The sequence below is a fragment of the Kitasatospora sp. NPDC018058 genome, from assembly GCF_044327205.1.
Classification (GTDB): domain Bacteria; phylum Actinomycetota; class Actinomycetes; order Streptomycetales; family Streptomycetaceae; genus Kitasatospora.
This window is the reverse complement of record NZ_JBIRFA010000016.1, coordinates 196,377-208,912: the sequence shown is the minus strand read 5'-3', so window position 1 is coordinate 208,912 and position 12,536 is coordinate 196,377. Positions and strand designations below refer to the sequence as shown.

The window sequence follows — 12,536 nt, the reverse complement described above, 5'->3', positions numbered from 1 at the left end:
TCAGCGAGAGAACCGCTGAGAATCACGCAACGGTGACTTGTGGGGTGGCCGTGGCTACCGGTCCACGCTGCGGCGCTGCCGGCGGATGGCCGAACAGCTGGAGCTGCCGCGCCCGTTCGACCCGGCGGTGCTGCTGGAGCGGCTGGCCGCGCGGCGCGGGCGGCCGATCGAGCTGCTGCCGGTGCCGGCCCGCCCGCACGCCCCGTGCGGGCTGCTGGTCTCCACCCTGGAGGCGGACTACATCGTCTACGCGGCGGACGACGGGCTGCGCGGGCCGCAGTGGTAGCCGGTCAGTCCCACCAGAAGCTCCAGGCGTGCCGGCCGACGAGCTCCTCGGCGTAGTCGGCCAGACTCCCTGGGCCCTGGAAGACGTTGTCGGGGCACAGCGCCACGTGCTCGGCCGCCACCGGCAGGGCCTCCGCCACGTCGGCCGGCGGCGCCGCGACACTCAGGTACAGCGAGCTGGCCCCGGCCTGGACGACGCGAGCACCGAAGCGCTCCTGCCAACTGCGCAGGACGGCGGCGACCGCGCCGGTGTCGTCGTGGCCGTTCGTGCCGTACCACCCGCAGGCTGCCAACGCCTCGGCGCCGCCGTCCGCGCGGACCAGCCCGATCCGCAGCCGGCGCTGACCGCGCAGCAGCGAGCGGGCCAGGGCGTCCGCGCAGTCCTCCGGGTCCCGCTGCGGCCGCCCGGCCGGGGCCGCGCCCGGCCAGGCGGTGCCGAAGGGCTCCAGCACCCCCAGGAGGTCCGCCACGTCCTGCGGGTCGCCCGACGGGCACCAGAGCACCGAGTGCTCCCACCACTCGCGCAGCAGGACGGCGGGGTCGTACCGGTCGAGCGCGCACTCCCCGGGTTCTCCCGGCACCACGGGGATCAGGCCGAGGTCCTGGGGGCCGAGGTCCGGGACGTCGTTGCCCGGCGACAGCAGCAGCGGCCACAGCCCCGAGTCCGCGTGCTCCCGGCGCAGCCGCTGCCACAGCCCCGCCGGCGCCGGCCCGTCGCTCACCCACAGCTGCGGCAGGACCTGACGGCCCGGCGGCAGGGACGCCGGGGAGGCGAGGTGCTCGGCGCTGCGGTCGGGGAAGCGTCGGCGCAGGTCGCGGAGCAGCTGAGGATCGATCATGCGCCCACGGTAGGGGCCGACACCGACAGGGCCGGTCCCCGTCGTCGTCGGTGCGACGCCGGGGTGGCGGTGCTCGGTGCCGCCGTAGGTGTCCGTGCCCACGGCCGGTCGCGGTACGGCCGTCAGCTGATCAGGAGGCAGGCGTCCCAGGCCGCATCGGACTGCGGGTGGGTGGCCGTCCGGCGCGCGGGGGTGGAGGCGGCGGATCTAGGCTGGTGGAAGGAGTGCGGCGCGGACGCCGCCTCCCCGGGGGCCCTGGCCACTTTCCCGGAGGTGCACCATGCGTAGCGCATCCCGTCGCAGCCGGGCCGGGATCCTGACCGCGGCGGCCCTGCTCACCGCAGGCGGGCCGCTCGCCGCCGGGACCGTACCCGCGACGGCAGCAGCCACCGCCGTGACGGTGCCCGTGCAGGCCTGCCCGGCGGAGCAGACCGGCCCCGGTCAGCCGCCGCTGGCCGCCGCACCGGCCTCGGTGGCACTGCCGGACGGCGTCACCCCGCCCCCGACGGCGGCGGTGTACGCCGCACGCTACCCGGGCGAGGTGCACTACCTGGTCGCACCGGGCGGCTGGACCTGCGACGTGGCCTTCTTCGGCGCCGACGGTGGCGAACAGGCCTACGTCCACCCCGGCGCCCCGGTCGCCGACCCGGCCAGCGCCCGCTTCACCTCGGTCGTCCGGGCCGTCTTCGTCAGCGGCGGCGTCCAGACCGACATCGACCTGGCCTGCGGCTTCATTCCCCAGGCCGGGGCCGCCCCCAACACCTGCCTCGCCCCGGCCCACCTGCCCGCCGACCAGCTGCACCCGGTCGCCACCCACGCCCCGGGCCTGCTGCTCACCGCCGTCGGCGTCCCGTCCAACACCCGCGAGCCGAACCTGCCCACCACGGGAGGGCCGGACCGCACGGTCGCCCTGGTGGTCTTCCCGCCCCCGGGCGGCCCCGCCCAGGAGATCACCTGCACGATCCCGGCGGCCTCCGCCCCCATCCCCACCTGCCAGGCCGCGCTCGGCCACTTCCTGGCCACCGGCGCCGCCGCCGAGCAGCTCACCCCGGCCGACCTGTCCGCCGCGCTCCACGACCTGAACGCCTTCGTCGCCGCCTACCTCGCCCAGCCCTGACGCCCGGCCCCCGAAACAGGATGGCCGGGCCGGGCCGGTGGCCTGTCGGTTCCTCAGCCGGACTGTGCGACGAGGGCCTTGACCAGCGCGACCGCCTCCTTGAGACCGAGGCCGGGGCGCGCGGAGCGCAGCTCCTTGACCGCCCTGACCTCCGCCGTACGGGGGTCGACACCGGCGAGCTCCAGGACCTTTCGCGCCCATTCCACGCCGATCGGACCGGCGCCGGCGACGAAGCCCTCCACGATGTCGACCGCCCGGCGCAGCCCCGGGCGTTCCTCCTCGTCAGCGGTTTCCAGTGCGGCCCGCAGAGCCGCCCTGAGCGCTTCCAGGTTGGCCGGCTTCTGGCGGCCGGACAGCGGTTGGAACATCTCCGCCCCCTTTCGAATCACATCTCGAATCACAGGGGGCATCGTCACGATCACGCCCCCGGCCTCCATTGAACACGCTGATGGAGCCCCGATACGCGCCGCCCCGCACCTGGCCGGGCAGCGCGTTCGCCGGTACGGCGGCGGCCGGGCGTCGGCACAACGCGCTGGGCCTGACCGGGCCGGTGGAGCCCACCCGGGCCCCGGGCCGTGGGAGGGGAGTGAGCGCTGCGCAGGAAGTCGGTGGGACCGACTTCCTGCGCTTACGGGCGGGTCGCGTGGGCGGCGCGGGTGCGGCAGTGGCTGAGGGCGGGCTTGATGCGGGGGTCGGGCGTGGGGGTTGAGGAGAGGAGTTCGCCGGCGGTGACGAGGGCGGTCCAGTAGTGAGCCGGGTCGCCGGTGCGCGGCAGGGGCTGGGCGGCGGCGTGAACCAGCGGGCCAGGCCGTGCTGGTGGCCGGCCCGGATGCCGCCCATGGCGTCGATCGCGGCGAGGAACAGTTCGACGACGGCGAGGTCGCGGGCGTCGAGGGTCTTGGGGACGTCGAACACCCCGAGGGCTTCGAGGAGTTCGCCGGTGTCGGCCTCGGAACCCGGGCTCGGATTGGCGAGCAGGGCGTCGTAGCAGTCGTTGAGGCGGCGGGTGGCGTCGGCGAGGGGGACGTCGAGGGCGAGGCACACCGCGCGGGCGGCCGGGAGGGGCTTTCCGGTGCGGCGGGCCAGGAGGGTGTAGGCCTCGGCGGGGGTGGATCCCCGGGAGAGGGCGTGCCGGGCGAGGGTGAGGAGCGGGGGCTGCATCGGCGGCACGCTTTCAGACGGTGACGAGGGAGCGGGCGGGGGCGGGCGCGACCAGGGCCCAGACGAACTTGCCGATCCCGCCGGCCCGGGGGCAGCAACCCCAGCGCTCGGCCAGTTCGTTGATGAGGAAGAGGCCTCGGCCGTGCTCGTCGTCGGGGGTGGTCGAGCGGAGGGCGGGGCGGCCGCTGCCCGCGTCGTGGACTTCGAGCCGGAGACGGTCGTTGATGAGGGTGAAGCGGATCTCGATGAGGCGGTCAGCCGGCGCGTCGGAGTGCTGGACGGCGTTGGCGAACAGCTCGCCGAGGAGGAGTTCGGCGATGTCGCAGTAGCGGTCGCCGGTGGGGAGAGCGGCAAGGTAGGCGCGGAGGAGGTGCCGGGCGAGCGGGGTCGAGTCCGCGCGGGAGTTGAGGTGCGCGGCGAACGTGCGGGGCCGGTGGGTTTTGAGCATGGCGAAGTTCCTCAGGGGCGGATGAGGTAGCGCGAAGGTAGTGCGCAATCACGCTATGCATGCAGATGATTGCGTTCCGGTCTCAATGGTCCGGGATGCGGAGGTACGGTGATGGCCGAAATCAGGTGCCAGGGGCACGTGGTGCGTGAGGGGGCCAGCTGTGGCACATCGGCGGTTCAAGCGGGAGTTGACGGCCAGTTCGGCCGAGTTGTTCGGCGAGGAGCTGCGGTTCTACCGGGAGCTGGCCAGCTACACCCAGGAGGAACTGGGCAAGCTGCTGCACTGCAGCCGGACGAACATCACCCGGTACGAGACGGGTCAGCGACGCATGCCGCCGGAACTGGTAGAGAAAGCCGATGAACTGCTCACCACGGGCGGCGCGCTGAAGCGCCTCTGGGACCGGGTGGACTGGAACGCGGGGGTTGAGCACCCCGATTGGTTTCAGACCCATGCGGACATGGAGTCCGAGGCGGTTGGGCTCCAGGCGTTCCAGGCCGACTACATGCATGGGTTGCTGCAGTGCAGGGACTACGCGAGAGCGATGTTCGAGGCGGGCGGGACTGATGAGCGCCCTGAAGTGGTCGAGGAGCGGGTCGCGGCAAGGCTTGCGAGGCAGGAGCGGTTCCTCGCCGAGGGCGGACCGCAGTTGGTCGTTCTCCTGGACGAAAGCGCCCTTCGGTCGGTGGTCGGCGGACCGAGGGTGATGGTGCGGCAGATGCAGCACCTGCTGCGCGTTGCTCAGCGCGGGAACATCGTCATTCAGGTGGTGCCGTTCACGGCTCGGGCGACGATTATCAAGACCTCAATGGTCCTTCTGGAGATGCCGGATGGGCAGCACGTGGTGTACTCGGAGAGCCTTGACAGGGGCAGTCCCAGCGACGATCCGACCATCGTTTCCGGGCATCGGCGGCGCTATGATCGGCTGCGTGGCGATGCGCTCACGGCGGGCGAGTCGCTCGCGCTGATCGCCGAGGCGCTGGAAGGGTTCAGAGATGATGAGCAACGAGCTCGATGCGGCCAGCTGGCGCAAGAGCAGCTACAGCGGCCCGGACGGCGGCGACTGCATCGAGGTGGCCCCCGGATTCCCCGGCCTCGTCCCCGTACGTGACTCCAAGGACCCCCACGGCCCGAGTCTCGTCTTCCCGACCGCTGCGTGGAGCTCCTTCATCGACGCCGTCCGGGCGGGCGACTTCCCTATCGAGGGCTGACCCGGATCTCAACAGCATCGCGGCGGGGCACCGGGTGGTGCCCCGCCGCGATGTTTCTCCGGATTGTCGGCGAGCCGCACGGGCACCTGCCGTTCTGTCCTTCCTGCCTCACCTCAGCGGGAGTTGAGTACGGGAGGCGCGGTGGGGATAACCCCCCGGGGGATCCACCGGTCAGCGGGAGGGCCCCGTCCGAGCCGTGCCCGGAGGATCGGGAGCGTCGAAACGACGAACGCTCCTGACCCCACCTCACGATTCGAGGCCGCGATGTCCCACTCCACCCGGCAGAGTCCGTCCATCAGCCGCCCCTCCCCCTCCGGTACCGCCGGGCCGCTGCCGCCCGCTCCGGTGCGTACGGCATTCGCGTTGTGGGTCACAGCCGTTGCCGCCGGTGCGTTCGAAACGGTCCTGGCGGTCGGCAGGATGCTCGCCGGCGGCTCGGGCTCCGCAGGGGAGGTCGCCGTGGGCCTCGCGGTACGACTGCCCGTCTTCACCGCCGCGCTCCTGGTCGCGCGGCAGATGCGTCGTGGCCGCGGCTGGGCCCGGATCGCTCTCGCGCTCGGCCTCGGCGTCCTGGGGACGGCGTCGATGGTGATCCAGCCGATTCAGGCCCTGGCCCAGGGCCGCTCCCTCAGCTGGGAACTGGCGCAGGCCGGGCCGATGGATCTCGCCTTCGCAGCCAGCCGGATACTGCACGTGTGCTCGGTGCTCACCGCTGTGGTGCTGATGTTCCTCCCCGCTGCCAACGCCTACTTCCGAACCGGCCGTGCCCGCCGAGCGCTCGTCCGGGACACCGCTGATGTGCCGAGTGCGACGGGGAGTTGAGTACGGGAGCGGATTGCGGGCCGGGGCGCGGGCGGGTCAGGGTGTCGGGAGGACACCCGTACTCCCGAGAGGATCCTCGGCCGGTGAACAGCTTCGAGTACGTCCTCGGCGCCCTGCTGGACCTGCCCGCGCGGGGCCTGGAGGCGCTGCGCCGACGGTGGCCGACCGACCGGCGGCCGCGGGCGCTGGCCGGCTCGGCGCAGGCGAAGGCGGAGGCACTGCGGGCGGGCGCGGGCGCGCCTGACCGTACGGCCGCCGACGGCCGTACGGTCAGGCGTTCAGCGGCTCAGCACTGGGGGCGGCGGCCGTGGTTGGCCCCGCGCCTGGCCCGGGCCTTCTTCTTGCGGCGGCGCTTCGACGACATGGCGACTCCTCTCGCGACCGGCCCCCCGGGTCTTCCACCGTTCCACACCCGGCCCGCCCCGGCCCGTCGAGCGGCCCCCGGGCCCCGGGGGCGCCCCCGCTCAGGCGGTGCCGGCCAGGGCGGCGCGCCAGGCGGGACTGTCGACGTAGTGGTTGTCGAAGCGCTCGGCGGAGGCGGCGATCTCCCCCGGGTCACTCTCACCGCGCATGACGCCGCCCAGCAGGCGCAGGTAGTCGAAGCGGTCCATGCCGGAGGTGAACATGCACAGCACGTCGGCCCCCGTGCCGGGGGCGGCGGCGAAGGCGTGCGGGGTGTGCGGAGGTACGGCCAGGAAGTCGCCCGCTTCCAGGACGGTGACCTCCTCGCCGACCAGCACCCGCAGCGAGCCGCTGATCACGAAGAACAGCTCCCACGCCCGGGTGTGGAAGTGCGCGGGTGCCCCGGCTGCGCCCTCGGCGAAGACGGAGCGGTAGACGGTGAAGCCGCCCTCGCCGGGGGCCGATTCGGCGAGCAGGGTCATGGTGGCGCTCGGGTCGGCGCAGGTCTCGGCCTCGGCGCGGCGGGCCAGGACGGGGGCGGCAGCGGGGGCGGTGTTCTTCGTCGTCGTCATGAGACCAGGCTAGGCGCCGAAAGACCCACGATCATGGGGCAATCGATCACCGCTTCGGCGGGTCAATCTGCTTCGCCGGGCCCCTGGCAGACTGGCCCGGTAACGAGCGCCCCACGACGGACGGCGACCTCCTGCGCCGTGAGGCCGAACTGCGGGCCGAGGCCGACGCGGTCCACGCCGACCTGGGCCTGGACGCCCTGCTCGGCGCCCTCGGCACGCCCGTACGGGTGGGCGGTTCGGCGCTGGGACTGATGGTGCGCCGGGACCCGGACCTCACTGGTGTGCCCGCGCCTGGACGCCTCCGTCCACGAGCAGGTCGCCACCCTGGGGGCGCGGCGGGAGGTCCGTTTCCTCCCCCGGCCGAGACCGGGGGTATCCACGGAGGTATCAGATGATCAGCCGGACAACTCCTAATTCGGATGCGGCCGTTCCGACGGGCCGCTAGCCTGGCCCGCATGTCTACGCCCCGAATTTCCTAGCTGACGGACCCGCCTCCACGCCACCCGTGTGTCCGTTCGCTGTTTCGGAGCGTTATCCCATGATCACCACCCGTGGTGTCGACGTGCGCGTCGGCGCCCGTCTGCTGCTGTCCGACGTCACCCTGCACATCGCCCCCGGCGACCGGATCGGCCTGGTCGGCCGCAACGGCGCCGGCAAGACCACCCTGCTCGCCACCCTCGCCGGGCAACTGCCGCCCGCCGCCGGGGCGGTCACCCGCACCGGGCCGGTCGGCTACCTCCCCCAGGACTCCCGCGCCGCCGACCCGGCCGTCACCGTCACCGACCGCATCCTGTCCGCCCGCGCTCTGGACACCGCCGTCCACGCGCTGCGGGCCGCCGAGGAGGCGATGGCCCGGGCCGACTCCCCGACGGAGGAGCGCCGGGCGATGGACGCCTACACCCGGGCCGAGGCCCGGTTCCAGTCCCGGGGCGGCTACGCCGCCGAGGCCGAGGCCGCCCGGGTCGCGGCGGGACTCGGACTGGCCACCCGGGTCATGGACTCCCCCGTCGGCACGCTCTCCGGCGGCCAGCGGCGCCGCGTCGAGCTGGCCCGCATCCTGTTCGCCGAAACCGGCACCCTGCTGCTGGACGAGCCCACCAACCACCTGGACGCCGACTCGGTCGGCTGGCTGCGCGGTTTCCTCGCCACCCACCAGAGCGGGCTGGTACTGATCAGCCACGACCTGGAGCTGGTGGAGGAGACCGTCAACCGGGTCTTCCACCTGGACCCGACCCGCGCCACCATCGACATCCACAACACCGGCTGGCAGGCCTATCTCACTCAGCGCGCGACCGACGAACGCCGCCGCGCCCGCGAGCGGGCCAACGCCGAACGCAAGGCCGCCGCCCTGCACGCCCAGGCCGACCGGATGCGCGCCAACGTCGCCACCGCGACGACGGCCCGCAGCATGGCCCGCCGCGCCGACCGGATGCTGGCCGAGCTCGAACCCGTCCGGCAGGCCGAGCGCACCGCCTGGATCCGGCTGCCCGAACCCGCGCCCTGCGGCCGGATGCCGCTCGGCGCGATCAGCCTCGCCAAGGCCTACGGCGACCGGCCGGTGCTGACCGGGCTGGACCTCGCCGTCGACCGCGGCAGCCGGCTGGTCGTCCTCGGGCTCAACGGTGCGGGCAAGACCACGCTGCTGCGGATCCTGGCCGGCCAGGAGGCCCCGGACTCCGGCCGCGTCGTCCCCGGGACGGGGCTACGCCTCGGCTACTTCGCCCAGGAGCACGACACCCTGGACCCGGCGCTCAGCGTCCGCGACAACCTCGCCAAGGCCGCGCCCGACCTGACCGACGGCGAACTGCGGCACGTGCTCGGCGCGTTCCTCTTCCGCGGCGACGACGCCGACAAGCCGGCCAGGGTCCTGTCCGGCGGCGAGAAGACCCGCCTCGCCCTGGCCGCCCTGGTCCACTCCGGCGCCAACGTGCTCCTCCTGGACGAGCCGACCAACAACCTGGACCCCGCCTCCCGCGCGGAGGTCCTGGCGGCGCTCGGCACCTACCCGGGCGCGATCGTGATGGTCACCCACGACCCCGGCGCCATCGAGGCGCTCCGGCCCGACCGCGTCCTGCTGCTGCCGGAGGGGGACGAGGACCTGTGGCACGACTCGTACCTGGAGCTGGTCACGCAGGCCTGAGTGCCGTTGCCGGGCCCGGTCCCTGACGCCCGCTCCTGTCACGCGGCCATGTCCCGCACCACCGCGCGCAGCAGCCGGTTGAACGCGGCGGGCTGCTCCTCGTGGATCATGTGCCCGGAGCCCTCGACGACGTGCAGGCTGCCGTGCGGGGCGAGGTCGGCGAGGGTGCGGGAGACCTCCAGCGGGATCTGGGTCTCCTGGTCGCCGTGGAGGAAGGCGACGGGCAGGTCGAGGGTGGGCAGCAGGCCGCGCGGGTCGTAGGCGGCGGCCTCGGTGAAGAGGTTGTCGATGGCGGGGCTGGAGTCGAGGATCTGCGCGATGGTGCGCTGGTGCATTTCGGGGCCGGCGGCCGTCCCGTGCCAGGTGGGGATCCACTCCCGCACCAGCGCGGCGCGGTCGGCGGCGAGGCGGGCGCTGAGTTCGCGCAGTTCGGCGGCCATGCCGGTGCCGGGCCAGTGGCCGGGGCCGTCGACGGAGACGACCCCGCCGACGAGCTCGGGTGCGGCCGCGGCGGCCGCCAGGGCGAAGGTGGCGCCGATCGAGCTGCCGACCAGGACGGGCTCGGCCAGGTCCAGGATGTCGATCAGGCAGAGCAGGTCGGCAACGTTGGCGGCCAGGGTGTGGCCGTCCGCGGGGCGGCCGGAGCGGCCGCAGCCCCTGCAGTCGAGCGCGATGAGCCGGTGGTCGGCGGCGAGGTCGGCGAACTGGGCCTCCCACACCCGGCCGCTGGTGGCCCAGCCGTGGACGAACACCAGCGGGCGGCCGGCGCCGTGGTCGCGGTAGAAGAGTCGGGTGCCCTGGACGGTCGCGTACGGCATGGTCGGTGCTCCTTCGATCGGTCGCGGTCCGGGTGCCGGGCCGGTGTGCCTGGTTCTTTCCGACGGGGTCCAGTCGACCGCTTGAGGGGCACGCGTCCAAGGCGCATCCGGCTCGTACACTCATCAGGGATCGTGATCAATCGGGGGCGGGTATGGAGCTGCGGCAGGTCCGGTACTTCCTGGCAGTCGCCGAGGAGCTGCACTTCGGGCGGGCGGCCGAGCGGCTGCGCATCGTCCAGCCGACGGTGAGCCAGCAAGTGCGACGCCTGGAGCGCGAGTTGGGCGTGGAGCTGTTCGACCGCACGACCCGTGCGGTAGCGCTGACGACGGCGGGCGGCGCGTTCCTGCCGCACGCCCGGGCGATCCTGGCAGCCGAGCGGGCGGCCGTCGAGGCGATGGCCGGGCAGCGCGACGACCAGGCGCGGGTGCTGCGCATCGGCACCAACATCGGGCTGGGCACGCGGCTGGAGCGCCTGCTGGCGGCACTGTCCGAGCGGGCCCCGCAGCTGGCGGTGGAGCTGTGCAGCGCGCGGACGTCGGTGCGTCTGCAGCAGGTGCGCGACGGGGAGTTGGACGCCGCCTTCGTGTGGGCAGCATGAAGACCGCGCCGGCGTTAGCCGCAGCCCTCGTCCTGTCCGTCTCCGCCGCCCCCTCGGTCTCGGCCTCGGCCTCGGCCACCGCCGCCGCCGACCCGCTGGACCGCCTCCGCCACCAGGCGCTCGCCTGGGGTCCCTGCCAGGAGCCGCAGTTGGCCGCCGCCGGGGCCGAGTGCGCGAGGCTGACCGTCCCGCTCGACTACCGCGAGCCCACCGGCCGCACCCTCGCCGTCTCCCGGATCCGGGCCGCCGACCCCGCCAAGCGGCGCGGCATCCTGCAGGCCAATCCCGGCGGGCCCGGCAACCGGGGGCTCGACATGCCCACCGCGCTTCAGGCCCAGATGGCGCCCCAGACGGCGGCGGCCTACGACCTGATCGGCATGGACACCCGCGGCGTCGGCGCCAGCGGAGGCCTCGACTGCGGCCTGAACCGGGGCAGTTGGCTGCGCTCGGTCGGCAGCGACCGGGCCGGCTTCCGGCAGGCCTGGCGCCTCGCCGAGGCCGACGCCGACGCCTGCCGGAACAAGTACCCCGAGCTGCTCCCCCACCTGACCACCCGCAACGCCGCCCGCGACATCGACCTGCTGCGCGCGGCCCTCGGCGAGCAGCGCACCTCCTTCTTCGGCCAGTCCTACGGGGCGCTGCTGGGCGCGGTGTACGCGCAGCTGTTCCCGCAGCACGTCGACCGGCTGGTCCTGGACAGCGCGCTGGACCCGGCCCGGTACGGCATCGGCGCGTTCCAGGACATGAGCGCGGCCAACGAACGGGCGCTGGACGACTTCGCCGCCTGGGCCGCGCCGCGCGACGCCCAGTACGGCCTGGGCGCCACCCCGGCGGCGGTGCGGGCCGGTGTCGAGGGCCTGGTCCGCCGCGCGCAGGCGGCGCCGATCGCGGTCGACGGCTTCCGGCTCGACGGCTACCTGTTGCCGTTCCTGCTCACCGTCTGCCAGAGCGACGACCGCGACAGCGCCGACTACGCGGACATCCTGCGCCAGCTGCTGGACGCGGCCGACGGCAAGCCCGTCCAGGCGAGCCCGGCCCTGCACGAGCTGCTGACCGCCGTCCTCACCCCGGGCCCCGACGCCGGCGCCGACCTCGCCGCCGCGATCGGCATCCTGTGCGACGACGTCGCGATGCCGCGCTCGCAGCGGTGGTACCGCGAAGCCGTCGAACGCTCCCGGCCCGCCCAGCCGGTCTTCGGCCCGGTGTTCAACGGCCCAACCCCGTACGCCAGTTGGCGCCCGGCCCCGCGCGAGCCGTTCGTCGAGGTGCGCAACGCGGTGCCCGCCCTGCAGATCCAGTCCACCGGCGACACCCACGCCCCCTACCAGGGCGCCCTCGCCCTGCACGGCAGGTTGAGCGCCTCCCGCCTGCTCACCGTCCCCGGCCGCATCCACGCCGTCTACCTCAACGGCTACCGCAACTGCGCCCAACAGGCCGTCGACACCTACCTGTTGACCGGCGCGCTGCCGCCGGCCGACACCACCTGCTGAGCGCCGGACCGGCATGGCGCTCGCCGACGTCGGCGAGCGCCGCCGTCACTGCCCCACCCGGCCGTCCACGCACTCGCGCAGCAGGTCGGCGTGCCCGCAGTGCCGGGCGTACTCCTCGACGCGGTGCACCAGCAGCTCCCGCACCGAGACCCCGTGCTTGCCCAACCGCTCCCCCAGGTCCGGGTGTTCGGCCAGCGCGGCGTCGGTGGCGGCCTGCTCCCGCTCCAGGTCCCGCCACGCGGCCTCCACCACGGCCGGATCGGCCACCGCCTCGTCGAAGTCCGCGTCCCGCGCGCCGTAGAGCTTCGGCAGCGGTTCGCCGTCGGTGGTCCAGTTGCGCCAGTCCCGTTCCACCTCGGCCAGGTGCCGCACCAGCCCGAGCAGCGACATCGTCGACGGTGGGACCGAGCGCCGGGCCAGCTGCTCGGCGTCCAGGCCCTCGCACTTCATCCGCACGGTGAGGCGGTAGTTCGTCAGGTAGTCCTCCAGTGTGGCGAGTTCGCCGTCCGGCGAGGGGCCCTCACTGTTGCGCGGGTCGTCGGCCGGATCGGCCCACATGTCGGGGTAGACGCTCGCCTGGGTCCATCGCGCGGGTTGCTCAGTCATCCTCGCATGATCCCCCGCAACGGCCCCTT

The 12,536-nt window shown here is 73.9% G+C and carries 16 protein-coding genes; 9 read left to right on the top strand and 7 right to left on the bottom strand.

What is annotated here, in order from left to right:
* Window positions 1-85: 85 nt before the first annotated feature.
* Entirely contained in the window at window positions 86-286 is a 201-nt protein-coding gene (locus tag ACH4E7_RS23865) for a hypothetical protein (RefSeq protein ID WP_396251040.1), read from the top strand.
* A gap of 4 nt (window positions 287-290) precedes the next feature.
* Here the strand turns inward: ACH4E7_RS23865 and ACH4E7_RS23860 are convergent, their stop codons facing one another.
* Window positions 291-1,124: a DUF4253 domain-containing protein gene (locus tag ACH4E7_RS23860; protein WP_396251039.1), complete on the bottom strand. Its 834-nt coding sequence runs from the start codon at window positions 1,122-1,124 to the stop codon at window positions 291-293.
* A 280-nt stretch (window positions 1,125-1,404) separates the two neighbouring features.
* On the opposite strand from ACH4E7_RS23860, the gene ACH4E7_RS23855 reads away from it, so the two are divergent.
* Window positions 1,405-2,241, top strand: a complete 837-nt coding sequence (locus tag ACH4E7_RS23855; protein WP_396251038.1) for a hypothetical protein — start codon at window positions 1,405-1,407, stop codon at window positions 2,239-2,241.
* A 53-nt stretch (window positions 2,242-2,294) separates the two neighbouring features.
* Here the strand turns inward: ACH4E7_RS23855 and ACH4E7_RS23850 are convergent, their stop codons facing one another.
* Entirely contained in the window at window positions 2,295-2,609 is a 315-nt protein-coding gene (locus ACH4E7_RS23850; RefSeq protein ID WP_396251037.1) for a hypothetical protein, read from the bottom strand.
* 448 nt (window positions 2,610-3,057) lie between these two features.
* Here ACH4E7_RS23850 and ACH4E7_RS23845 point away from each other — a divergent pair, with 448 nt between their 5' ends.
* Window positions 3,058-3,426, top strand: a complete 369-nt coding sequence (locus tag ACH4E7_RS23845) for a hypothetical protein (protein ID WP_396251036.1) — start codon at window positions 3,058-3,060, stop codon at window positions 3,424-3,426.
* On the opposite strand, the gene ACH4E7_RS23840 is transcribed toward ACH4E7_RS23845, so the two are convergent.
* A complete protein-coding gene (locus ACH4E7_RS23840) occupies window positions 3,416-3,850 on the bottom strand; it encodes an ATP-binding protein (RefSeq protein ID WP_396251035.1) in 435 nt (144 codons plus the stop codon). The two genes, ACH4E7_RS23845 and ACH4E7_RS23840, sit on opposite strands and share 11 nt — an antisense overlap.
* 160 nt (window positions 3,851-4,010) lie before the next feature.
* Here ACH4E7_RS23840 and ACH4E7_RS23835 point away from each other — a divergent pair, with 160 nt between their 5' ends.
* The 3 genes from ACH4E7_RS23835 (at window position 4,011) to ACH4E7_RS23825 (ending at window position 5,880) form a co-directional block, all read left to right on the top strand.
* The gene (locus ACH4E7_RS23835; RefSeq protein ID WP_396251034.1) at window positions 4,011-4,958 is read left to right on the top strand and encodes a helix-turn-helix domain-containing protein; all 948 of its coding nucleotides are present in this window, start codon (window positions 4,011-4,013) and stop codon (window positions 4,956-4,958) included.
* Window positions 4,921-5,058: a DUF397 domain-containing protein gene (locus ACH4E7_RS23830; protein ID WP_396251033.1), complete on the top strand. Its 138-nt coding sequence runs from the start codon at window positions 4,921-4,923 to the stop codon at window positions 5,056-5,058. Before ACH4E7_RS23835 ends, ACH4E7_RS23830 begins: the two co-directional genes overlap by 38 nt.
* 363 nt (window positions 5,059-5,421) lie before the next feature.
* Complete coding sequence (locus tag ACH4E7_RS23825) at window positions 5,422-5,880, top strand: hypothetical protein (RefSeq protein WP_396251032.1); 459 nt, start codon at window positions 5,422-5,424, stop codon at window positions 5,878-5,880.
* Between the two features lie 464 nt (window positions 5,881-6,344).
* Here the strand turns inward: ACH4E7_RS23825 and ACH4E7_RS23820 are convergent, their stop codons facing one another.
* Both ACH4E7_RS23820 and ACH4E7_RS23815 read right to left on the bottom strand, forming a co-directional pair.
* A complete protein-coding gene (locus tag ACH4E7_RS23820) occupies window positions 6,345-6,854 on the bottom strand; it encodes a cupin domain-containing protein (RefSeq protein WP_396251031.1) in 510 nt (169 codons plus the stop codon).
* A gap of 62 nt (window positions 6,855-6,916) precedes the next feature.
* Window positions 6,917-7,234: a hypothetical protein gene (locus tag ACH4E7_RS23815; protein WP_396251030.1), complete on the bottom strand. Its 318-nt coding sequence runs from the start codon at window positions 7,232-7,234 to the stop codon at window positions 6,917-6,919.
* Window positions 7,235-7,392: 158 nt separating this feature from the next.
* On the opposite strand from ACH4E7_RS23815, the gene ACH4E7_RS23810 reads away from it, so the two are divergent.
* Window positions 7,393-8,994, top strand: a complete 1,602-nt coding sequence (locus ACH4E7_RS23810) for an ABC-F family ATP-binding cassette domain-containing protein (protein WP_396251029.1) — start codon at window positions 7,393-7,395, stop codon at window positions 8,992-8,994.
* 38 nt (window positions 8,995-9,032) lie between these two features.
* Here the strand turns inward: ACH4E7_RS23810 and ACH4E7_RS23805 are convergent, their stop codons facing one another.
* Window positions 9,033-9,812: an alpha/beta fold hydrolase gene (locus ACH4E7_RS23805; protein WP_396251028.1), complete on the bottom strand. Its 780-nt coding sequence runs from the start codon at window positions 9,810-9,812 to the stop codon at window positions 9,033-9,035.
* Window positions 9,813-9,964: 152 nt separating this feature from the next.
* Here ACH4E7_RS23805 and ACH4E7_RS23800 point away from each other — a divergent pair, with 152 nt between their 5' ends.
* Both ACH4E7_RS23800 and ACH4E7_RS23795 read left to right on the top strand, forming a co-directional pair.
* Window positions 9,965-10,411 carry a LysR family transcriptional regulator gene (locus ACH4E7_RS23800; protein ID WP_396251027.1) on the top strand — a complete coding sequence of 149 codons (447 nt, stop codon included), beginning with the start codon at window positions 9,965-9,967 and terminating at the stop codon, window positions 10,409-10,411.
* Window positions 10,408-11,901, top strand: a complete 1,494-nt coding sequence (locus ACH4E7_RS23795) for an alpha/beta fold hydrolase (RefSeq protein ID WP_396251026.1) — start codon at window positions 10,408-10,410, stop codon at window positions 11,899-11,901. The genes ACH4E7_RS23800 and ACH4E7_RS23795 overlap by 4 nt, the downstream gene beginning before the upstream one ends.
* 45 nt (window positions 11,902-11,946) lie before the next feature.
* Here the strand turns inward: ACH4E7_RS23795 and ACH4E7_RS23790 are convergent, their stop codons facing one another.
* On the bottom strand, window positions 11,947-12,507 hold the full coding sequence (locus tag ACH4E7_RS23790; RefSeq protein WP_396251025.1) for a DinB family protein: 561 nt from the start codon (window positions 12,505-12,507) through the stop codon (window positions 11,947-11,949).
* Window positions 12,508-12,536: the final 29 nt, after the last annotated feature.

Bases quoted from the DNA above. Each gene is read 5' to 3' on its own strand.
- ACH4E7_RS23865 (WP_396251040.1), top strand. From the start codon at position 86: ATGGCCGAACAGCTGGAGCTGCCGCGCCCGTTCGACCCGGCGGTGCTG.
- ACH4E7_RS23860 (WP_396251039.1), bottom strand. From the start codon at position 1,124: ATGATCGATCCTCAGCTGCTCCGCGACCTGCGCCGACGCTTCCCCGAC.
- ACH4E7_RS23855 (WP_396251038.1), top strand. From the start codon at position 1,405: ATGCGTAGCGCATCCCGTCGCAGCCGGGCCGGGATCCTGACCGCGGCG.
- ACH4E7_RS23850 (WP_396251037.1), bottom strand. From the start codon at position 2,609: ATGTTCCAACCGCTGTCCGGCCGCCAGAAGCCGGCCAACCTGGAAGCG.
- ACH4E7_RS23840 (WP_396251035.1), bottom strand. From the start codon at position 3,850: ATGCTCAAAACCCACCGGCCCCGCACGTTCGCCGCGCACCTCAACTCC.
- ACH4E7_RS23820 (WP_396251031.1), bottom strand. From the start codon at position 6,854: ATGACGACGACGAAGAACACCGCCCCCGCTGCCGCCCCCGTCCTGGCC.
- ACH4E7_RS23810 (WP_396251029.1), top strand. From the start codon at position 7,393: ATGATCACCACCCGTGGTGTCGACGTGCGCGTCGGCGCCCGTCTGCTG.
- ACH4E7_RS23805 (WP_396251028.1), bottom strand. From the start codon at position 9,812: ATGCCGTACGCGACCGTCCAGGGCACCCGACTCTTCTACCGCGACCAC.
- ACH4E7_RS23800 (WP_396251027.1), top strand. From the start codon at position 9,965: ATGGAGCTGCGGCAGGTCCGGTACTTCCTGGCAGTCGCCGAGGAGCTG.
- ACH4E7_RS23795 (WP_396251026.1), top strand. From the start codon at position 10,408: ATGAAGACCGCGCCGGCGTTAGCCGCAGCCCTCGTCCTGTCCGTCTCC.
- ACH4E7_RS23790 (WP_396251025.1), bottom strand. From the start codon at position 12,507: ATGACTGAGCAACCCGCGCGATGGACCCAGGCGAGCGTCTACCCCGAC.